20 protein-coding genes are annotated in these 20,500 nt (G+C 69.9%); 1 reads left to right on the top strand and 19 read right to left on the bottom strand.

Translation table 11 applies throughout. The features are described from left to right. Nucleotides 1–4 precede the first annotated feature (4 nt). The 13 genes from VGW35_23370 to VGW35_23310 form a co-directional block, all read right to left on the bottom strand. Nucleotides 5–943 carry a branched-chain amino acid ABC transporter permease gene (locus tag VGW35_23370; GenBank protein HEV8310614.1) on the bottom strand — a complete coding sequence of 313 codons (939 nt, stop codon included), beginning with the start codon at nt 941–943 and terminating at the stop codon, nt 5–7. Between the two features lie 178 nt (nt 944–1,121). Next, a complete protein-coding gene (locus tag VGW35_23365; protein ID HEV8310613.1) occupies nt 1,122–2,387 on the bottom strand; it encodes a branched-chain amino acid ABC transporter substrate-binding protein in 1,266 nt (421 codons plus the stop codon). A 261-nt stretch (nt 2,388–2,648) separates the two neighbouring features. After that, a complete protein-coding gene (locus VGW35_23360; protein HEV8310612.1) occupies nt 2,649–3,719 on the bottom strand; it encodes an amino acid dehydrogenase in 1,071 nt (356 codons plus the stop codon). Nucleotides 3,720–3,918: 199 nt separating this feature from the next. Then, a complete protein-coding gene (locus tag VGW35_23355) occupies nt 3,919–4,626 on the bottom strand; it encodes an ABC transporter ATP-binding protein (protein HEV8310611.1) in 708 nt (235 codons plus the stop codon). 7 nt (nt 4,627–4,633) lie between these two features. After that, on the bottom strand, nt 4,634–5,425 hold the full coding sequence (locus tag VGW35_23350) for an ABC transporter ATP-binding protein (protein ID HEV8310610.1): 792 nt from the start codon (nt 5,423–5,425) through the stop codon (nt 4,634–4,636). Nucleotides 5,426–5,654: 229 nt separating this feature from the next. Beyond that, entirely contained in the window at nt 5,655–6,947 is a 1,293-nt protein-coding gene (locus tag VGW35_23345) for a branched-chain amino acid ABC transporter permease (GenBank protein HEV8310609.1), read from the bottom strand. 18 nt (nt 6,948–6,965) lie between these two features. After that, complete coding sequence (locus tag VGW35_23340) at nt 6,966–7,937, bottom strand: branched-chain amino acid ABC transporter permease (GenBank protein HEV8310608.1); 972 nt, start codon at nt 7,935–7,937, stop codon at nt 6,966–6,968. Between the two features lie 84 nt (nt 7,938–8,021). Continuing rightward, on the bottom strand, nt 8,022–9,206 hold the full coding sequence (locus VGW35_23335) for a branched-chain amino acid ABC transporter substrate-binding protein (GenBank protein HEV8310607.1): 1,185 nt from the start codon (nt 9,204–9,206) through the stop codon (nt 8,022–8,024). A gap of 116 nt (nt 9,207–9,322) precedes the next feature. Next, a complete protein-coding gene (gene thiE / locus VGW35_23330) occupies nt 9,323–10,003 on the bottom strand; it encodes a thiamine phosphate synthase (protein ID HEV8310606.1) in 681 nt (226 codons plus the stop codon). Nucleotides 10,004–10,015: 12 nt separating this feature from the next. Beyond that, nucleotides 10,016–11,350, bottom strand: coding sequence for an acetyl-CoA carboxylase biotin carboxylase subunit (accC, locus tag VGW35_23325; protein ID HEV8310605.1), 1,335 nt, complete (start codon nt 11,348–11,350; stop codon nt 10,016–10,018). A gap of 27 nt (nt 11,351–11,377) precedes the next feature. Next, complete coding sequence (gene accB / locus VGW35_23320; GenBank protein ID HEV8310604.1) at nt 11,378–11,824, bottom strand: acetyl-CoA carboxylase biotin carboxyl carrier protein; 447 nt, start codon at nt 11,822–11,824, stop codon at nt 11,378–11,380. A 63-nt stretch (nt 11,825–11,887) separates the two neighbouring features. Then, nucleotides 11,888–12,448 carry an elongation factor P gene (gene efp / locus VGW35_23315; GenBank protein ID HEV8310603.1) on the bottom strand — a complete coding sequence of 187 codons (561 nt, stop codon included), beginning with the start codon at nt 12,446–12,448 and terminating at the stop codon, nt 11,888–11,890. 12 nt (nt 12,449–12,460) lie between these two features. Continuing rightward, entirely contained in the window at nt 12,461–13,093 is a 633-nt protein-coding gene (locus VGW35_23310) for a tetratricopeptide repeat protein (GenBank protein ID HEV8310602.1), read from the bottom strand. 140 nt (nt 13,094–13,233) lie between these two features. Here VGW35_23310 and VGW35_23305 point away from each other — a divergent pair, with 140 nt between their 5' ends. After that, nucleotides 13,234–14,499 carry a thermonuclease family protein gene (locus VGW35_23305; protein HEV8310601.1) on the top strand — a complete coding sequence of 422 codons (1,266 nt, stop codon included), beginning with the start codon at nt 13,234–13,236 and terminating at the stop codon, nt 14,497–14,499. Nucleotides 14,500–14,880: 381 nt separating this feature from the next. Here the strand turns inward: VGW35_23305 and VGW35_23300 are convergent, their stop codons facing one another. The 6 genes from VGW35_23300 to VGW35_23275 all read right to left on the bottom strand — a co-directional run bounded on the left by VGW35_23300 (nt 14,881) and on the right by VGW35_23275 (nt 20,492). Next, nucleotides 14,881–15,876 (bottom strand): hypothetical protein, encoded by a 996-nt coding sequence (locus VGW35_23300; protein ID HEV8310600.1) that lies wholly within the window; start codon nt 15,874–15,876, stop codon nt 14,881–14,883. A gap of 83 nt (nt 15,877–15,959) precedes the next feature. Further along, nucleotides 15,960–16,391 carry a hypothetical protein gene (locus VGW35_23295; GenBank protein HEV8310599.1) on the bottom strand — a complete coding sequence of 144 codons (432 nt, stop codon included), beginning with the start codon at nt 16,389–16,391 and terminating at the stop codon, nt 15,960–15,962. Between the two features lie 10 nt (nt 16,392–16,401). Next, a complete protein-coding gene (gene aroB, locus VGW35_23290) occupies nt 16,402–17,511 on the bottom strand; it encodes a 3-dehydroquinate synthase (protein ID HEV8310598.1) in 1,110 nt (369 codons plus the stop codon). Between the two features lie 13 nt (nt 17,512–17,524). Beyond that, nucleotides 17,525–18,133 carry a hypothetical protein gene (locus VGW35_23285; GenBank protein ID HEV8310597.1) on the bottom strand — a complete coding sequence of 203 codons (609 nt, stop codon included), beginning with the start codon at nt 18,131–18,133 and terminating at the stop codon, nt 17,525–17,527. Beyond that, complete coding sequence (locus tag VGW35_23280; protein ID HEV8310596.1) at nt 18,130–19,914, bottom strand: secretin N-terminal domain-containing protein; 1,785 nt, start codon at nt 19,912–19,914, stop codon at nt 18,130–18,132. The genes VGW35_23285 and VGW35_23280 overlap by 4 nt, the downstream gene beginning before the upstream one ends. A 17-nt stretch (nt 19,915–19,931) precedes the next feature. After that, nucleotides 19,932–20,492, bottom strand: coding sequence for a hypothetical protein (locus VGW35_23275; protein HEV8310595.1), 561 nt, complete (start codon nt 20,490–20,492; stop codon nt 19,932–19,934). Between the last annotated feature and the right edge of the window lie 8 nt (nt 20,493–20,500).

Here is a 20,500-nt window from a genome sequence, read left to right as displayed (position 1 = left end):
AGGCTCACAGCTTTTCCGGCGTGCGCTCGCCCAGCAGCCCGTGCGGACGGAAGACCAGCACCAGGATCAGGATCGAAAAGACGATCGCGTTCGTCCAGCGGGCGGAGATGTACTGGTCGCTCCACGCCGACAGGAAGCCGATCAGGAGGCCCCCCAGCGCCGCCCCGGGCATGTTGCCGATCCCGCCCAGGACCGCCGCGGTGAAGGCCCGGAGCCCGGCCTGGTAGCCGATGTACCACTGCCCGATGTTGTAGTAGAGGCCCTGGATCAACCCCGCGGCCCCCGCCAGCGCGCCGCCGACGAAGAAAGTCAGCAGGATCGTCTTCTCGACGTCGATCCCCATCGCGAGGGCGGTCTCCCGGTCCTGGGCGGTCGCCCGCATGGCCTTTCCCCACGTGGTCCGGGTGATGAAGTACTGCAGGCCGATCATGAGGGGGATGGTGGCGCCAACCACCAGGAGGTCCTTGGTGGTGAGGAAGATGAGCGACTCGACGCCGAACCACTCCCGGAGGATGTCGATCGAGGGGAAGATGTCCGGGTAGGGGACGGGGGCCGGGCCCTGCCAGATGAGCGCCAGGTTCTCGATCATGAACGACACGCCGATCGCCGTGATGAGCGGGGCCAGCCGGAACGCGTGTCGGAGCGGGCGGTAGGCGAGCCGGTCGACGGTCACGTTGACGAGGCCGGTCGTGAGCATGGTGGCCAGGAAGACGAGGGGCAGCACGGTCAGGAGCTCCCAGCCGTGCAGCGTCTTGGCCATGCCGAGCAGGGTGAAATAGGTGAGCGAGACGAAGAGGCCGAGCATGAAGACGTCGCCGTGGGCGAAGTTGATCAGCTCGATGATCCCGTAGACCATCGTGTAGCCGAGGGCGACCAGGGCGAAGACGGAGCCCCGGGTCAGGCCGTTGATCGTCTGCTGGACGAGGACCTCGTACCAGTCCATTCAGTCGGAGGGGGGCTTTGCCCCCCTCCGAGACCCTCCCCCGCGTGGCGCCGGCAACGCCGGCGCTCGGAGCGCTTCGGAAAGGGGCGCGCGTTCCACCGTGCGCGTGAGGGCGTCTGTGCCCGTGCCGAAACAGCAGCCGGGAGGGCCGGTCGGAGCCGGCCCTCCCGGGTCTGGGTCAGTCGAGGACGGACTCGAACTGGAACTTGCAGCCGATGGGGTTGTTGTCCTTCACCACCTTGAAGCCGGACATCGTCTCCAGGGTCGTGTCGCCGTTCTCGTCGAAGCCCCACTTGCCGTTGAGGCCGTCGAAGTTCTTGGTGGCGGCGATGGCTTTGCGAACCGCCTCGCGCTTGTCCTTCAGCTCCCGGGCCTTCTCGATGTCGGGGGCCGCCCGCTTGATCCCGTCGATGGCGATCCGCGCGGCCTCGACCGAGTAGAGCGCGTAGCTCGTCGGCTCCTTGCCGTACTTCTGCTTGTAGGTCTGGTAGGTCGTGGCCCCGAGCCCCTTCATGTTCTCGAAGGGCAGGCTGGCGAAGGTCATCCGCATCTCGACGGCCATGACGGCATCGCAGGTGGCGCCCTTCAGCACCTCGTCCTCGTAGAAGCCGTCGGGGCCGATGAACTTCGTGCGGGGCGCGACGAGGCCGACGTCCTTCATCTGGCGCAGGACGATGGGCCCACCCGTGTCCACGACACCGCCCATGTAGACCAAGTCGGCTCCGGTGGCGCGGACTTTGGTGAGGACCGGCTTCTGGTCGGGCTGCTTGTAGTCGATGCCTTCGTTCCCCATCACCTGCAGCCCGATCCGCTTCGCCGTCGCGTCGAAGACGTCGGCGATCCCCTTGCCGTAGAGCTCCTGGTCGTGGAGGATGAACACTTTCTTGTGGCCGAGCTTCTTCGCCCACTTGGCGCCGACGGCGCCCTGGATGTCGTCGGCCGGCGGCACCCGGAAGTAGTTGACGAACCCCATCGGGCGGTAGATCTCGGGCTCCCCCGGGGCCGCCCCACGCTTCTTCGTGAGACCGGGGTAGGTGTTTGCGGGCGTGATCTGGGCCATGTGCGCCCGGTTGTTGATGGGGATGGAGACCTTGGCCGCCCCCGAGTTGTAGGTCCCGATGTACACGATCGCCAGCGGATCGGCGACGGCCTTGTTCGCGTTCTCGGCCTCGACCGCGCCGTCCCACTTGCCGGTCAGCGGGGAGGCGTCGTCCAGGTTCACTACCTCGAGGCAGTAGCCGGCCACGACACCGCCGGCCTCGGCGACGGCCATGTCCACGCCGTTCTTCATCCCCGTGCCCTCGGGGATCATCGCGCCCTGCATCGGCCAGGACGTGTAGATGCGGAGCTTGCCCTTCGGGCACTGCTGCGCATCCGACGGACCGGCCAGCGCCAGCACCACCAGGGCCAGACAGGCGATTCCGAGCCACTTCCAGCCTCGCATGGTTCCTCTCCTCCTCGGCGAATTCAGGATGGGTTCGAACCCCCGGTCGAGCAGACCGGGGGGTTCCTTCGGGGTAGAATCACCCCCCTCTCGAGCGAAGCGCGCGCACGACCTCGAAGCGCGCGGAAACGGCCTAGAAACAGAGTGCCTGGTACCGTACTATGCCCCTCCTCGCAGTGTCAAGGTGACCCCCGCCCGGCCGCTCGCGCCGGCCGGATGGCCCCGCGCCCACCCGCGTGAGCCCGACCGGTGGCCGCGAAATCAGATCAGCCGGAGGGAGCGCGCCATCTGCAGCCGCTGCTCGGCCAGGCGGTCTGCCGCCCGGTACGTCGGGATGCGCTCCCGCTTGGCGAGGGCGATCACCTCCCGCATCCGGTCGCCGATGCGGAGGACGTTCCGCATCGCTCGCTCCCGATTGAAGCCTCCCTTGAGTAACCGGTCGGTATCGAAGATTGTTCCCCCCGCATTGGCGATGTAGTCGGGAGCGTACAGGATCCCCCGCTTGTCCAGGATGTCCCCGTGTCGCTCTTCGGCCAACTGGTTGTTGGCGCTGCCGCAGACGATCTTGCAGCGGAGGTGCGGCACCGTCCGGTCGTTGAGGACGGCGCCCAGCGCGAACGGGGCGAAGACGTCGCACGGCTGAGCGGTGATCGCCTCGGCCGCCACCGCCTTGACGCCGAGCTGCCGCCGGGCCCGGTCGACCTTCGCGCGGTCGATGTCGGCCACCACCACCTTGGCGTCTTCCTTGACCAGGAGCTCGAGGGCCGGCCAGCCGACCGCGCCGAGGCCCTGGAGCGCCACCCGCCGGCCTTTGAGGGAGGCGCGGCCGAAGGCCTCCTCGCAGCACGCCTGCATCGCCTGGAGGACGCCGACGGCGGTGGCCGGACCGATGGGGCCGGCGCCCCCGGCGTGCTCCGGGAGGGTGACCACGTAATCGCACTCGCCGTGGATCACCTCGAGGTCGTCCAGCGTGATGCCGACGTCCTCGCCCGTCTGGTACTCGCCATGGAGGCTCTGGATGAAGCGCCCCACGGCCCGCAAGAGCCCCTCGGTCTTCTGCGTCCGGGGATCCCCGATGATGACGGCCTTCCCGCCGCCCAGGTTCAGGTCGGCCGCGGCGTACTTGTAGGTCATGCCGCGGGCGAGCCGAAGGGCGTCCATGATGGCGTCTTCCTCGGAGTCGTACGTCCACATGCGAAGGCCGCCGGTCGCGGGACCGAGGTCGGTGGAGTGGATGGCGATCACCGCGCGGAGCCCCACGTCGTTGTTCTGGCAGAGGACCACCTTCTTGTAGCCGTAGCGCACGAGGTAGTCGAAGACGGGACTCTTCATGGTCCTCCCTCGGGGAGCGCGAGAGGCTCGGCGTGCCGGCCCGTGGTCCGACGGCAGTCTAGCACAGCGGCCCGTGACCCGACCAGGTTGGCTCGGGATGTCACCCCGGCGCCGGATGTTCCGAGCGGCGGCTTTGCCGCCGCACCGATTCTCGGGGGAGGTCTCGGAGGGGGTGTTCCGACACCCCCTCCGATCCAACTCAGGCGCCTTCGCCCAGGTACGCCCGCCGGATCTCGACGTTCTCGCTCAGGTCGCGGGCGGCCCCTTCGAGGACGATGGCCCCGGTCTCCAGCACGTACCCGCGCCGGGCGATGGTGAGGGCCATGGCGGCGTTCTGCTCGACCAGGAGGATCGTCGTCCCCTGCCGGTTGATGTCCTGGATGGTCTCGAAGATCTGCTCCACGAGCACCGGGGCGAGACCCATGGACGGCTCATCGAGGAGCAGGAGCCGGGGGCGCCCCATCAGCGCCCGCCCGATGGCCAGCATCTGCTGTTCTCCGCCCGACAGCGTGCCCGCGACCTGCGTGCGGCGCTCCCGGAGGCGCGGAAAGAGCACGAACACCCGCTCCATGTCCTCGCGGATCGCCCCGTCCGACCGGATGTAGGCGCCCATCTCCAGGTTGTCCGCCACGGTGAGCCGGTTGAAGATCTTGCGGCCTTCGGGCACGTGGGCGATCCCCCGCCGGACGATCGAGTGCGGGGGGACGCCGACCAGGCTCCCCCCCTCCAGCAGGACGGCGCCGGTCCGAGGCGCCAGGAGGCCGGAGACCGTCTTGAGCGTGGTCGTCTTGCCGGCCCCGTTGGGCCCGAGGAGGGCGACGATCTCGCCCGTGGCGACCCCCAGCGACACGCCCTTCAGGGCGTGGATCTCGCCGTAGTATACGTGGAGGTCGCTGACCTGGAGCACGTGACCCTCAAGGAGCGACGTGGCCGGCCGCGCGGCCCCGCCCGAGATACGCCTCGATCACCCGGGGATTCCGCTGGACCTCGGCCGGCTGCCCCTCGGCGATCTTCTCGCCGTAGTCGAGCACGGTCACGCGGTCGGAGACGCCCATCACGACCCGCATGTTGTGCTCGATCAGGAGGATCGTCAGACCGAACTCGCGGATGAGCCGGCGCAGGAAGGCCATGAGGCTCTGCGCCTCGCCCTGGGTCATGCCGGCCGTCGGCTCGTCCAGCAACAGGATCGCGGGTGAGGCGGCCAGCGCGCGGGCGATCTCCAGCCGGCGCTGATCCCCGTACGGCAGGTTCCGCGCCAGCGCGTCCTCCTGGCCCCGGAGGCCCACCACGCCCAGCAGTTCCAGGGCGCGCCGCACGGCCTGGCCTTCTTCCCGGCCGAACGCCGGGGTGCGCGCCAGGACGTCCCAGAACCGGAGCGGCAGTCGGGCGTGCATTCCGACCAGCGTATTTTCCAGGACGGTCATGTTCTTGAAGAGCCGGATGTTCTGGAAGGTCCGGCAGACGCCGAGGGCCGTGATCTGGTCCGGGCGGAGGCCGACGATGGACTGGCCGCGGATCGCGACGTCTCCGTCCTCGGGGGCGTAGATCCCGGTGAACACGTTGAAGAGCGTGGTCTTCCCCGCCCCGTTCGGGCCGATGATGCTGGCGATGACGCCCTCTTCGAGGGTGAAGTCCACCGTGTTGACGGCCACCAGGCCGCCGAAGCGTTTCGTGACTTGCCGGGCCTCCAGCAGGACCGCGCTCACGGCGGTCCCTTCGGTATAGCGGCGTGATCGGGTCCGGCGATGGAACCGGGCCGCCTCACGGCGTTACCTTCGGAGCAGCGGCGTGGTCGGCTCCGGGCGATGGAACCGGGCCGCGGCCCGAGCAGATCAAGGACGCAGGCGCGAGGCGCGCCGAGACGTATGCCGCATACGTTGAGGCGCGCCGAGCGCCGAGGACGCAGAGATGCGACGGGCCCCGGCCCGGGCCGCCTCACGGCGGGGGCTCCTCGCCCCGGTGATACGTCTCCAGCCGCCGCCGCCGGGCGGGAATGATCCCTTCCGGGCGATAGATCATCATGAGCACGAGGATGATCCCGAAGACCATGCGCTCGTACTTGGCCGGCTCGAACTGCGACGGCAGGTTGGCCAGGTTGAAGCCCAGGAACTCCAGCCCGGAGTTCCGCAGCTCGTTCAGCCAGAGCGAGATGCCCTTGAGGACCTGGAGGTTCAGGATGGTGACCACGCTGGCTCCGATGATCGCCCCCGGGATCGAGCCCATCCCGCCCAGGATGACCATGGCCAGCACCCCGATCGACTCGAGAAAGGTGAAGGACTCGGGGTTGATGAAGAGCTGCTTGGCGCTGAAGATGACGCCCATGATCCCCGCGAACGAGGCCCCCGCCGCGAAGGCGAGGAGCTTCATGCGGACGAGCGGCACTCCCATCGCCTGGGCCGCCACCTCGTCCTCCCGGATCGCCTCCCACGCCCGTCCGACGTGGGAGTGCTCGAGCCGCTGGTTCACCAGGATGACGACCACGACCACCGCCAGGACGAGGAAGTAGAAATACAGCGGGTAGAGCGTGAAGGGAGACACCTCGATCCCGGCCACCCGCAGCAGAGGGTCGAAGAAGAGGGGGGGCCGCTGGATCGGCGTGATGCCCTTCGGCCCGTTGGTGATGTTCCAGGGCTTGTCGAGGTTGTTGGCCAGGACCCGGATGACCTCGCCGAACCCCAGGGTCACGATGGCCAGATAGTCGCCGCGCAGCCGGAGCACCGGGAGGCCCAGGAGCACGCCGGTCACCCCGGCCACCGCCACCCCCAGGATCAGGAACACGAAGAACCAGCCGGGGGCGAGCGGGAAGCTCACCAGGGCGGCGCTGATGAACTTCCCGGCCTGGGGCGAGCCGAAGATGGCCCACAGGTACGCCCCGACGGCATAGAAGGCCACGTAGCCGAGATCGAGCAGTCCGGCCAGGCCCACCACGATGTTGAGCCCGAGGGCCAGCGCCACGAAGATGCCGACCTGGATGGCGATCTCCATGTAGTAGCCGTTGATGGTGCCGAGCACGGGCATGAGCACGCCGAGCGCGAGCACGGCGTAGCCCATCTTGACCCGGTGGGCGAGCGGCGCGTAGTAGACGACGAGGAGCGAGGCCTGGAAGGCCATGAAGGCCAGGATCGAGCGGGGGACGGCGTAGACCAGGAACGCCGACCCGGCGATGAGGGCGAGCACCAGCACGTTGACGGCCAGGGCGCTGCGCCGCAGCCGAAACGTGAAGCTCATCCCCCCGTCCTGGCCGGCCTACGCCCGCTCACGGACCACCTCGCCCAGCAATCCTCGGGGCCGGAAGATCAGGATCAGAATCAGGATCGAGAACGCGAAGATGTCCTTGTACTCCGCGCCGAACGCGCCGCCGGTGAACAACGAAAGGTAGGACGCGGCGAAGGCCTCGAGCAGCCCCAGCACGAGGCCCCCCACCATCGCTCCCGGAATGTTGCCGATGCCGCCCAGGACCGCGGCGGTGAAGGCCTTGATGCCGGGGATGAAGCCGGTGAACGGGTTGACGGTGTTGTATTGGACCCCGAAGAGCACCCCGGCCGCCCCACCCATGGCCCCCCCGATCAGGAAGGTCACCGAGATGATCCGGTTCACGTTGATGCCCATGAGGCTCGCGGTCGGCTGATCCTCGGCGACGGCCCGGATCGCCTTGCCGAGCCTGGTGCGGTTGACCAGGAACTGGAGCGCGACCAGCACCATCAGCGACGCGGCGATGACGAGGAGCGACTTGACCGAGAAGTCCACGGTCTCGCCGAGCTCGATGCGCTTGTTGAAGACCGGGAAGGACGGATAGGTGAGGTAAAAGGCGTTCCGCCACAGGCTCTCGACCAGCCGCACCGCGTCCTGGAGAAAGAACGACACCCCGATCGCGGAGATGAGCGGGATGAGGCGCGGCGCGCTCCGAAGCGGGCGGTAGGCCACGCGCTCGATCGCCACCGCCAGGAGCCCGGAGACCAGCATTCCCGTCAGCACGATCAGAAGCAGGACCAGGAAGGGGTTGAGGGGATCGAGCAAGCCGCCGGCCCGGAGCACGAGCAGGATCTCCACGCCGACGAAGGCGCCCACCATGAAGATCTCGCTGTGGGCGAAGTTGATCAGCTCGAGGACCCCGTAGACCATGGTGTAGCCGAGGGCGATCAGGGCGTACATGAAGCCGAGGACCAGGCCGTCCATGACGACCTGGGGCAGGATGCCGAGGACGAGCGGCCAGTCCATACGCCTCGCAGGGGACTACGTCCCCCCCGAAACCGGGGAGAGGCCGAGCCGGCCCCTCCCCGGCGGCGTTCCAGGCGCGTCCGGCTACTGCTTCTTGGCCGCGGGGGCGGCGATCTCCAGGCGCTTGACCAGCTTGTTGTCCTTCCAGTCCTTGCCGACCTGGTAGATCAGGTAGGTGGCCTTCTTCGGATCTCCCTTGTCGTCGAACTCGATGCTGCCGGTGATGCCGCTGTACTTGACCTTCCGCGTGGCCTTCGACACGGCCTCGCGGGTCGGCACCTTCCCTCCGGCCTCCTTGATGGCGGCCTCCAGGCCCTTCAGGGCGACGGCGGTGGCGTCATAGGCCTGGGCCGCGAACGGCTCCGGGTCCTTCCCGAACTTCTTCTTGTACTCGTCGGCGAACTCCTTGGCCTTGGGGTATTCCTTCACGCCTCCCGCGACCGTGGTGAAGTGCATCCCCGCCACCGCGTCACCGCCGAGCTTCACAAGCTCCGACGAGTCCAGCCCGTCCGGCCCCATGAACTTGGCCTTGATGCCCTTTTCCCGGGCCTGGCGGAACATCGGCGCGGCCTGCGGGTACTCCCCTCCGAAATAGATCACGTCCGGGTTCTTGGCCTTGATCGGGGTCAGGATCGGGTCGAAGTTGGCGCGCTCTTCCGTGCCCTCGAAGCCGAGGACCTGGACACCGAGCTTCTTCGAGGTGTCCTGGAAATACTCGGCGATCCCCTGCCCGTACTGGTTCTTGTTGTGGACGATGTACACGCTCTTGACCTTCAGCTCGTCCTTGGCGAACCGCGCCCCCACCTCTCCCTGCACGTCGTCGCGGCCGCAGACCCGGTTCACGTTGGGCAGGCCGCGGTCGGTGATGAGCGGGTTCGTGTTGGCGGGCGAGATCATCACGAGGTTGACTTCCTTGTAGACCTCCGACGACGGGATGGCGACTCCCGAGTTGAGGTGGCCGATGACCGCCAGGATGTCCTTGTCGTTGATGATGTTCTTCGCGTTGGCGACACCCACGTCGGGCTTGGCCTGATCGTCGAAGGGCACCAGCTCGACCTTGAAGCCGGCCTTCTCGACGGCGGCCTTGAACTTCTCGACGGCCAGCTGGGTGCCGAGCTTGATGCCCTCACCCAGCGCCGCCAGCTCGCCGGACAGCGGGCTCTGGGTGGCGATCTTGATCGTCCCCTTGCCCTGAGCCTCCGCGGTCAGCGGAACCGCGAGCGCGAGCACCGCGAGGAGAATCACGAGGCGGGTCAGGCGGAAGCGCATAGGCATCCTCCTTTTCTGGCGTGAGTGAACCCGGGAACCAAGTCGACCCTTTCGGGCCGGCGACACCCTCACCTCCCAGGGCGAGAGCATGGCGGCATGGACGCGAGTGGTGAGTATTATGGGGCGCCGCGCCAAGAGCTGTCAAGGTGACGAGCCGGTCGGGCCTGGCGGAAGGCCGCCAGAAACGCCCGGGTGGCCCCGCCCGGGTCGGGCGCCATGCCGATCGCGGAGATGACCGCCACCCCGTCGGCGCCGGCGGCGAGCACCGCCGGCACGCGCTCCGGGGTGATGCCCCCGATGGCGACCAGCGGCACCGTGACGTGGGGACGGCAGAGCCGGAGCATCTCGAGCCCGACCAGCTGGAAGCTCGGCTTGGATCCGGTCGGGAAGATCGAGCCCAGGGCGACGTAGTCGGCGCCCTCGGCTTGAGCGCGGCGGGCTTGATCCAGGCTGTGCGTGGAGGCGCCCACGACCAGGCCCGGAGCCAGACGCCGGGCGTCCTGCACCGCCAGGTCGTCCTGGCCCAGATGGACGCCGTCCGCTCCGATGGCCAGCGCGACGTCCAACCGATCGTTCACGAGGAACACGCCGCCGGCCGCCCGCACCCGCTCGCCGACGCGCCGGGCCAGCCCGGCGAGCTCGCGCGTCGTCGCCTCTTTGGCCCGGAGCTGGATCCAGCGCCCGCCGGCCGCCAGGACCTGGTCGGCGAGGGTGGCGAGGTCGGCGTCTCCCGAGGCCGCCGGATCCAGGATCACGTAGAGGTCGAGGGGCGGCCGGGACGTCGGGGGCGCAGCCATGCCCGGAGGGTATCAGAGCTGGGTCTCGATGAACGCCGTCGAGTACGCCCCTTCGACGAACCGGGGATCGGTGAGCAGGCGCGTGTGGAACGGGATCGTGGTCTTGATCCCTTCGAGGAGGAACTCGGCCAGCGCGCGCCGCATTCGGGCGATCGCCGCCGGGCGATCCGCCCCGTGGGTGATGACCTTGGCCACCAGCGAGTCGTAGTGGGGCGGCACCGTGTAGCCGCCGAAGCAGTGGCTGTCCACCCGCACCCCGAAGCCCCCGGGCGGCAGGTAGGTGGTGATGCGGCCGGGATTGGGGACGAAGGTCACCGGGTCTTCCGCGGTGATGCGGCACTCGATCGCGTGGCCCTCGGAAGGCACGGCGTCCTGCGTCAGGCCCAGCGGCTCGCCGGCCGCGATCCGGATCTGCTCGCGGACGAGATCGATGCCGGTCACCATCTCGGTGACCGGATGCTCCACCTGGATCCGCGTGTTCACCTCGAGGAAGTAGAAGCGGCCCTTCCCGTCGAGGATGAACTCCACGGTCCCCGCGCTCTCGTAGCCGGCGGCCCGGCAGAGTCGCAGGGCGGCGGCGGTCAGCTCCCGGCGAAGGGCCGCGGTCACCGCCGGCGACGGGGTCTCCTCGAGGAGCTTCTGGTGGCGCCGCTGGATGGAGCATTCGCGCTCCCCGAGGTGGATCAGGTCCCCGCTGCCGTCGGCCAGGACCTGCACCTCGACGTGCCGGGCGCTCTCGACGTACCGCTCGATGTAGATCTCGGACGATCCGAAGGCGGCGGCCGCCTCCGTCTGACACGTCTGGACCGCGGCCGTCAGGCTCTCCGGACCGCGGACGACCCGCATCCCGCGCCCGCCGCCGCCCATGGCCGCCTTGAGCACGATCGGGTACCCGATCTCGTCCGCCCACGCGCGAGCCTCGGTCTCGTCGCGGAGGGCTCCCTCGCTGCCCGGGAGCAGCGGCACCTCGGCCTTCCGCGCCAGGTCGCGGGCGCGGACCTTGTCCCCGAGCAGCCGGATCGCGTCCGGGCTCGGTCCGATGAAGCGGATCGAGCAGGCCCGGCAGATCTCGGCGAACGTGGCATTCTCGGCCAGGAAGCCGTAGCCGGGGTGGATCGCCTCGGCGTCGGTCACCTCGGCGGCCGAGATGAGGCTCGGGATGTTCAGGTAACTCTGGGCGCTGTCCTCGGGCCCGATGCACACGCTCTCGTCGGCGAGGAGGACGGGCAGGGAGTTGGCATCGGCCTTCGAGTGGGCGACCACCGTGCGGATCCCCATCTCCCGGCAGGTCCGGAGGATGCGGAGCGCGATCTCGCCCCGGTTGGCGATCAGGATCTTGCCGAACACGTCAACTCCGGCTCAGCATGGGTGGACTCAGGGCTCGATGAGAAAGAGGGGCTGCCCGTATTCCACCGGCTGACCATTCTCGGCGAGCACCCGGATGATGCGCCCCGAGACCTTGGACTCGATCTCGTTCATCAGCTTCATCGCCTCGATGATGCAGAGCACCTGGGCTTCCTTGATGACGTCCCCCTCACGGACATAGGGCTCCGCATCCGGCGACGGGGCCCGATAGAAGGTGCCGACCATCGGGGCCTCGACGGTGACGAGGTGCTGGCGCCGGTCCTCGCGAAGCGGCTCCGGGGCCGGGGCGGCGGTCTGGGCCGGCGCCGCCGGGGGCGGCCCGGGCGCCGCCACCGCGGGCACGGCGACCGCCTCCCGGCGCAGGCGGATCCGGTCGCCGCCCCGCTCGACCTCGACCTCGGTCAGCCCGTATTCGCGGAACAGCTCGAGGAGGGCCCGAATCTCCTTGATGTTCATCGGTGATTCCCCTCGGCGCCGGGCGGCGACTCGAGCCGGACCACCCCGGTGGGCGGCACCGCGCTATCCTGCCCGCTCGATGTAGGCGCCCGTCCGCGTATCGACCTTGAGGATGTCCCCCTCGTTGATGAAGAGGGGGACCGACACGACCGCGCCCGTCTCGAGGGTGGCGGGCTTCGAGCCTCCCGAGGCGGTGTCTCCGCGCAGGCCGGGGTCGGTCTTCGTGACCCGAAGCTCGGCGAAGGTCGGGAGGTCCACGCCGGCCGGGGATCCGTTGATGTAGAGTAGCTCCACTTCCATGTTTTCCTTGAGGTAGTCGGCGGCTTCCCCGACCTCCTCCTCGGAGAGAGACACCTGCTCGTACGTCTCCAGGCTCATGAAGTGGAAGCCGTCGTCCCGGTAGAGGAACTGCATCGGCTTCTGCTCGAAGTCCACCAGCTCGAACTTCTCACCTGAGCGGAACGTCCGGTCCACGACGGTGCCGAGCCGGAGGTGCTTGAGCTTGGTGCGAACGAAGGCCCCCCCCTTGCCCGGCTTGACGTGCTGAAAGTCGACGATGGTGTACGGGTTGCCGTCGAGCTCGATCTTGAGACCCCTGCGGAACTCTGCCGTCGATACCTGCATTCCCTGACGCCTCTATCCCCTGAGCCGCCGCGCCTGACCTCTCGGCCGACCGAGCTCGGCCAGGCGCTCGCGGGCAATCGCGTGACCGGGAGCCCGGAGCACGATGCGACTGAAGACGGCCGTGGCCTCGTCCAGGAGACCCTGGCCGAGACACAGATCGCCGAACGTCACCGTGGCGAACGTATCGTCCGCGAGGAGCGGCCAGAGGCCGCCGGCCTCCTGACCCGGGCGCACCCGACCCAGCGCCACCTCCAGGGCTCGGAGCTGCCCCTGGAGCGCGCGGTCGTCGGGGTCGAGCACGGCGAGGCGGCGAAGATGGGCCAGCGTCCCCGCCGGGTCCGCCAGCCGCAACGCGCATTCCGCCGCCAGTCGAAGGGCCGGCTCGTGGTCCGGCTCGCTCTTGAGGAAGCGCTCGGCCTCGGCCCGCGCCTCGGCCACCTCCTCGCGGTCCAGCAGCGCCTTGGCCAGGATGAAGCGGGCGGTCGAGTACGCCGGGTGCCGCTCGAGACCCTGGCGGGAGACCGCGATCGCTTCATCGACCCGGCCGGCCCGCCGGTACGCCTCCGCGAGCGCGGCATACGCCTGGGAGCTGGGCTCCCGGCGGAGGCGCGCTTCCTGGTGGCGGATCTCGTCGGCGGTCGGCACGTGCGCTCCCGGCCAGGTCAGAGCCGCCGGATCTCGCTTACTATACGGGCCCGGTCGCGAGGCTGTCAATGCTGGCGGGAATTTGCGGGCCGGCCGCCATTTGTTTGGACGACCGCTCGCTCCCCCGCTATAGTACCGCCATGAACGCGCGACCGAGGCGCGGGAGGGCGCTTCGGACCGGGCTCGCGCTCGCGCTCCTCACGGCCGGGCTTGCCGACGGCGCGGCCGCGGCGGGGCTTTCCCAGGCCGTGGCGAGACGCCGGCTCGGGCCGGCCGAGCGCGTCCGAACCCCCCGGCTCCTTCCGTCTCCGGCCCCGCGCGCGACGCCGCTCACCCGCGATGCCCCGGGACAGACCGCACCGAACGAGCCCCAGCCGCCGGCCTTCCTGATCTATCTCCTCGATGGGGGCGAGCCCATCGTCGTCACACGCTACCGCGAGGAGGGCGGGCACATCGTCTTCCAGAAGTACGGCGGGTGGATCCGCATCCCGACCTTCGAGATTCTCAAGATCGTCCCGGACCAGCCGGACCGCTACGCCAACCTGCCCGCGCCAGCTCTCCAGGCCCAGACGGGCGGCGCCCCGCTCGCGCCCGAGCCAGACCTCTACCTCACGATGCGCGGGGGGGGGAACCTCCGGGTCGCCAGCCTCAAGCCCGAAGGGGATCGGGTGCGGGTTGCGGTGGCCAATGGGTCCTTCACCGTGGCGCGCTCCGAGATCCTCGGCGTGGTGCGGATGGCGCCGAACTCGGACGCCCCCGAGGCCTGGCTGTCCATCCGAGCCACCGAAGGGGCCGAGGGACTGGAAACCCGGCCGTCGGGGCCCGTGCCGCCGGCCCCCGCGCCGCGGCTTCCCTATCAGAGCTCCGACCGTCCCCATTTCCTCCGGCTCCAGAGCGGGCAGCTGATGCGCGTCGAGGGGTTCTGGGTCGAGGAGGGCGAGTTCCGGTTCCGCCGCCTCGGTGGGATCGTCGGGATCGCGCTGAACGAGGTCGCGCGGCTGTTCCCCGAAGAGATCGCGCCCGTGCGCGGGCGGACCCCGGTGCGATTCGCCCGACGGCTCGCCCCGGACCTTCTCGAGGTGCGCGTCCGGAGCGGCTACCATCGGGTCCGCCTGGCCGGCGTCGAGCCGGCGGGCGGGACGTGGACCGGCGAGGATCCGTGGGCGCCGCTCGAGCGCGGCCTGATCGTGTATCTCGAGTTCGACCGCCAGCGCTACGACGCCGAGGGGAACTGGCTCGCCTACGTCTTCCTGCCGAACGGGCGCATGCTGAACGCCGAGCTCGTCCGGTTCGGCCTGGCGCGGCTCCGCGCCGACGGGTGGAACGTCCGCTACCTCGATCTTCTGCACGAGATGTCCGACGCCGGCGCTCCGGCGCCCGGCACCGAGGCCGCTCCCTCCGACTGAGTTGAACTCGGAGGGGGGCTACGCCCCCCTCCGATCCCTCCCCCCGGGGGTTGCGCGGGCAAAGCCCGCGCTCGAAGTGGAACATCCAGTGGCGTGGGGTCGGGTATCAGCGCGAGGGCCGTGCCCCGCGCACTTTTTCACGGGCTCTGAGCTCAGCCGGGGGGCCCCAACGGCCTCTCTGGAGCCTTCCCCAGGCGGAATGCCGCGGCCGCAGGCCGCGCTCGCAACGGAACTCCTGGGCCGGGCCGCGAGGCGTCCCTGAAAGCAAACCGCCCGGGGGAGTCACGCTCCCCCGGGCGGTACGGGCCTTCAGGCCCGGCCACCCGATGGGCAGCCGGGCCGGTCGGTCAGACCCGCGGTCTCCCGCGGACGGTCAGCCCCTTACGGCGCCTTGACGCAGTCGACCGAGATCGTCGCGTCCTTGGCGCTCCCCAGCGAGTCCTTGACGGTGACGGTGTCCGAGATCTTCTCGCCTGTCACCATCGACCGGCTGAACGTGTAGAAGCCCCCCGAAGTGACGGTGCCGGGGCCCGCCGCCGAGAACGTGTACGGCGGGGTGCCGCCGGAGGCCGTGAACTGCACGGTGAAGGTCGCCGCGCAGATTCCGGCGGCGTTGGCCACGAACGTCCGCGCCACCGAGCTCGGCGAGATGGTGACCGCCGGCGGAGGCGGTGGCGGCGTCGACTTGAGGCACTCCAGGCTGACCGACGCCGACTTGCTGCGACCCTGCGAGTCGGTCACCGTCACCACGTCCCCCAGCTTGGTGCCGCCAGCGGCCGTGAACGGATCGATCTTGTAGAGGCCGCCGCCGCTGATGCGCGACCCCTTGAGCCCGGCCACCGTGAAGGTGTACGGCGGCACGCCGCCCGACACCGTGAACTGCGTGGTGAAGCCGCCCAGCGTGCACGTCCCGGGGTCGTCGCCGACGCCCTGGACCGTCTGGCTCACGCTGCCGGGCGAGAGGAACAGATCCTGCGCCCCGCTGAAGGCCACCGTCGCCGTCCCCACCGCGCCCTCGACGATGGCGGTGATGATGGCCGCGCTCACGCCGGCGGTGACGTCGGACGCCTCGATCTTGAGGAACGTGACGAATTTGCCGGCGGCGTCGGTCGTGCCGAAGACCGAATCCAGGCGGCCGGCGGTGGTGCTGAGCTGAACGGTCTTGCCCTTGAGCGGGAACCCGCCGGCGTTCTGGACCAGGACCGTGATCCCGGCCCGCTGGCCGGGCTCGATGGTGTTGGGATTGATGTTGACCGATACCCGGGTGCTCGCGGGCGTGTCGGAATGGCCGGACGTGGTCGTCGGGAAGGTCGGGCCCTTCTGGTCACTCTGCTTCGAGCAGGCCTGGGCCAGCGCCCCCATCAACAGCAAGCTCACCAGAATCCAGCCGGCCGGTCGTGCCAACCGCGTCCTGCCCTTCGCTCGGCGCTTCGCTGTGGCATTCATGATTCTGGGGCCCCCTAGAAGATGGTGATGAGGACTCTGGCCGCGGCGTCCTGGACGACCGCCGTGACGATGGCCGTGCCGCGCTCGGACTTGGCGCACAGGACCTCGGTCAGGATCCCGCGGTTGGTGACGCCTCCGACCGCGATGAACTCCTGACCCGGCGCCGCGCCCGGGAACCGCCCGAGGTTGGTGGTCATCGTGACCACCGCGCCGTCGACCAGCTCCCCGTTGACATCGAAGACCTTGGCCGTGATGATGGCGCAGCTTCCCTGGGCCTCGCCGCTCCCCGGCGTCGCGCCTCGCAGGGCGTTGGGGTTCGCCGTGAGGACGATGCGGAAGCCCGACGGGCTGCTGGGATCGTCGCTCCGGTTCGGCCCACTGCAGCTTGCCAGGGCCAGGCCAAGGGCCATCACCAACGAGACGGCTCGCCAGGACGTCCTTCGCATCGGCTTCCCCTTATTCCCCGCGGCGGGGCATGGGACCTCCGTGGATCTCCTGCAGCACCTCCAGCACCAACTCCGACGGCACGTCGAAGCAGACGTCAGCGTGTCCCAAAGCCTTGAGGAGCACGAACGGCACGCGCCCCTCCCGCGCCTTCTTGTCGTGGCGCAAAGCCTGCCCGAGCTCGGCCGGGCCGGGCCGCTCGAAGCGGGCCGGCAATTCCACCGCCTGGAGGAGGGCGATCTGCCGCTCCGCCGTGCGGTGATCCGTGAGGCCGAGCCGGGCCGCGAGCCGCGCCGCCGCCACCATGCCGACGGCCACCGCCTCGCCGTGGAGCCACTCCTGGTATCCGCCGAGCACCTCCAGCGCATGTCCGACGGTGTGGCCGTAGTTCAGGATCATCCGGAGCCCGCTCTCCTCGCGCTCGTCCTGCTCGACGATGGTGGCCTTCTCCGCGCAACAGGTCGCGATCACGCCTTCGAGCAGCCCAGGGTCCCGCTGCCGGATGGCCGGGATGTTCCCCTCCAGCGTGGCGAAGAGCTCGGCGTTCAGGGCCGCGCCGGTCTTGATCACCTCGGCCAGGCCCGAGCGGTACTCCCGTTCGGGCAACGTCCCGAGGGTGTCGGGGTCGATGAGCACGAGGCGGGGTTGGTGGAAGGCGCCGATCAGGTTCTTGGCCCGCGGATGGTTCACCGCCACCTTGCCGCCGACCGACGCGTCGACCTGGGCCAGCAGGGTCGTCGGGATCTGCACGTAGGCCACGCCGCGCATGTAGGTCGCCGCGGCGAACCCGGCCAGGTCGCCGACCACGCCGCCCCCCACCGCGACGACCGCCGAGCCCCGGTCGAGCCCGTGGCCGACGAACGCGTCCCAGAGCCCCCGGGCCTCGTCGAGCGACTTGGCGGGCTCGCCCTCCGGGACCTCGACGACGACCGGGGCGAACCCGGCCTCCCGCAGGCTCTCCGTCACCGCCTGGGCGTGCAGGGCCACGTGCCGCTGGGTCACCACGGCGATCTTCCGGCCCACGCCCAGGCGGGCGCACTCGCGCCCGGCTCCGGCCAGAAGGCCGGGGCCCACCAGGACCGGGTAGGTCCGGGTGCCGAGGTGGACGGTGATCTGCCGCACGTCTCTTCTCCTCTTACCGGGGCGCGAAGAAGTAGCGCTGCCGGCCCAGCTCGCGACGCTCGATCTCGCGATAGGCGCCGATCGCCTGGGTCAGGGCGTCGGTACGCTGGAGGCTGAGGTCGACGTCGCTGCGCGCGTCGCCCAGCTGCAGCCGCAAGAGCTGGAGGGACTCGTTCAGCCCCTCGATCGAGATGGGGGCCCCGCCCGCCCGCGTGTTGACGGCGGCGATGCTCGCGTTGGCCACGGCGGCGTTGTACGCGGTGGTCAGCTCGCGAAGCTTGGCGAGCCCGTCGTCGAGGCGCTTGGCCTCGAGCTCGAGCACGTTCACGTAGACACGCGAGGCGGTGGTCGCCAGCCGGTCCACCGGGCAGGGCGGCGGCGGGATGAGGGCGCCGCCCCGCTCGACCTTCGAGATCCGGTTACACCCGAGGGTGAAGAGGTACATGCTGTCGTCGTCGCGGTAGAAGACCCAGGGGGCTTCCTCCGCGTAGTACGTGGCCACGATTGGGTCAGCCTTCCCGACGAGATAGATCTTCCACTCCTGCGCGCCGACGGGTGCCGCGAGCGCCAGGACGCCGGCCACGATCGCGATCGTCAGGAGCCGTCCGCCGGGGGCGCTCATCGGCTCTGGCCCTCGGCCGGGAACACGGGGGCGGCGCGGGCGGCGGCCGCCGGCGGAGGCGAAGCGTCCGCGACCGGGATCGCCGGGGCCGGGGCCTGGCCGGTCCGGCCGGGCGGGGCCGGCGCGCCCGGGGCCGCCGGCAGCACATCCGGCGTCACGGCCGCTTGTCCGGGGTTCTCGACGACCTTCGCGGTCAGGAACACCATCATCTCGGTGCGGCCGGCGTCGGTCAGGTCGTTCTTGAAGAGCCACCCGAGGACCGGGATGCTCTTCAGCCAGGGCAGACCCTCCTGCTGGTTCCGCTGGGTGTCCTCCCGGAGACCGCTCAGGACGACGGTGCCGCCGTCGGGGATCCGCACCTGGGTGATCGTCTGCTTGGTGCCGATGATGGGGGCGGTCAGGCCCGCCGCCGTGACCGTGCCGTCGAGCGTGTCCCGCTTCACCCCGATGGTCAGGACGAGCCGGCCATCCTCGGCCGCCACCTTCGGGACGACCTGGAGGCGGGTGGTGACGTCCGAGTAGGTCACGGACGCCTGGGGGGCGCCGCCGATGCTGAGGACGCTGATGATGGGGATCTTCTGGCCGCTGGCGATCGTGGCCGGCTCGCTCTCGAGCACCATGAGACTCGGACTCGAGATGATACGCGCGCGGTTTTCGCCCTCGAGGGCTTGCAGAGAGATGTCCAGGGCCAGGTTGGAGGCGAGCCACCCGAGCGTCAGGCCGAACAGGTTCCCGGAGCTGAAGGGCGCCTGGAACGGCGTCGCGGGGAAATTGGCGGCGGTGGACGGCGCCGTCCCGCCGACGGGCCCGGTCTGCCGGGGCCCGGCGCCGCCCCGGACGTCGATGACGGGGGAATTGGCGCCCGCCTTCGGCGTGAAGGCGCCGCCCCAGATGATGCCGAGCCGCCGGGCGTCGTCCCGCCTGATCTCGACGATGCGCGCCTCGATCTGGACCGCGGGGGTCGGCCGGTCGAGCCGGGCCACGAACTCCCGGATCTTGGCGACGTTGTCGGGGACGTCGCGAACGATCAGCGAGTTCGTCCGCATGTCGATCGTGAGCTGGCCGCGCGGGGAGAGCAGCCCGGCCGACTTCCCCTCTTCCTTCTTGACGCCGCCGGTGATCGCCTCCTCGATGCCCCGGCGCTCCTCGGTCGTCACCCCGTCGGTCAGGAAATTGAGGACCTGGACGCGGCGGATCCCGACGTGGGCGTACTTGAGGGGGATGACCTCCTCGACGAGCGGGGAGAGCTCGAACTCGGCCTTCTGCTCCGCGGACTTCTTCGCCCGCTCCTGCTCCTCCAGCCGGATCCGGGCTTCCGCCCGCCGCTGCTGGATCTCGACCTCGCGCTGCTCGGCCTTGAACTGGGCCTCGGCCTCCTTGGTGAGGTTCTCGAGCTTGTCGACCCGGATGATGTTGCCTTCCTGCACGTACCCGAGCTTGGCCGCCCGCACGACGGAGTCGAGGGCCTGCTGCCAGGGCACGTTCTGGAGCTTCACCGTCACCTTGCCCTTCACGTCCTCGCTGGTGACGATGTTGAGGCCGCTGAACTCGGCCAGGATGCGGAGGACGTTGTTGATGTCTGCGTCCTTGAAGTCGAGCGAGATGAGGCGCGGCTGCTGTCGCGGCGGCTGTACCTGCGCGAGAACCGGCACCCTCGTCGCTTGAGCCAACAGGATGGGCTGGCCGCCGGGCTCGAGGTCGGCTGCCCACACGGGCGCCGCCACGCCGACAGCCAGGGTCCAGGCACAGCCCAGGAGCATCACGACTCCTTGTCTAGCCACGCCGCTCCCCCCTCTGGCTATTGACCACTCAGTTTCAGCTCGACCGTCCGCGTCCGAGTCTGGCCACCCGGATCCCGTTCGCGGACGGAGAACCTGACCCGGTCTCGGTCGATGGCGATCACCTTCCCGCCGAACTTCTCCTCGTTGAGCCGCACGTAGTAACCGAGCCCGTCCGGTGTCTCCACCAGGGCCCGGATCTGGTCACGGTTCGCGGGGTCCCAGACGACCCCCACCAGCTTGAGACCGCTGAGCGTCTGCGCGCGCCCTTCTTCGCCCGGCGGGGCCTTGGTCACCAGCGGGTCGAAGGGGTCGCGGCCCCCGGGGCTCACCGGCCCGGCCGGCGCGGCCGGGGCGGCCGGCGGCGTGGCCGGGGCGGCCGGCTGAGCGGGCTGGGCCTGTCCCGCGGCCCTCGGAGGGGACTCGGCCTGCCCGGGCGCCGGCGCGGGGGCGGTCTTGGGGACGGGGAGCTGCGTCGGGTATTGCGGCTGGGCCTGCGCGAAGACGGTCATCGGAATCGCCAGACACACTCCGAGGGTGGCCCGGCTGACCCACTGCGTTCGAGGCGACCGGCGTGGCATGATGGGGC

The organism is Candidatus Methylomirabilota bacterium, assembly GCA_036005065.1.
In the GTDB taxonomy this organism is placed as follows: domain Bacteria; phylum Methylomirabilota; class Methylomirabilia; order Rokubacteriales; family DASRDR01; genus DASYQW01.
This window is presented reverse-complemented; position numbering and strand designations above follow the sequence as displayed.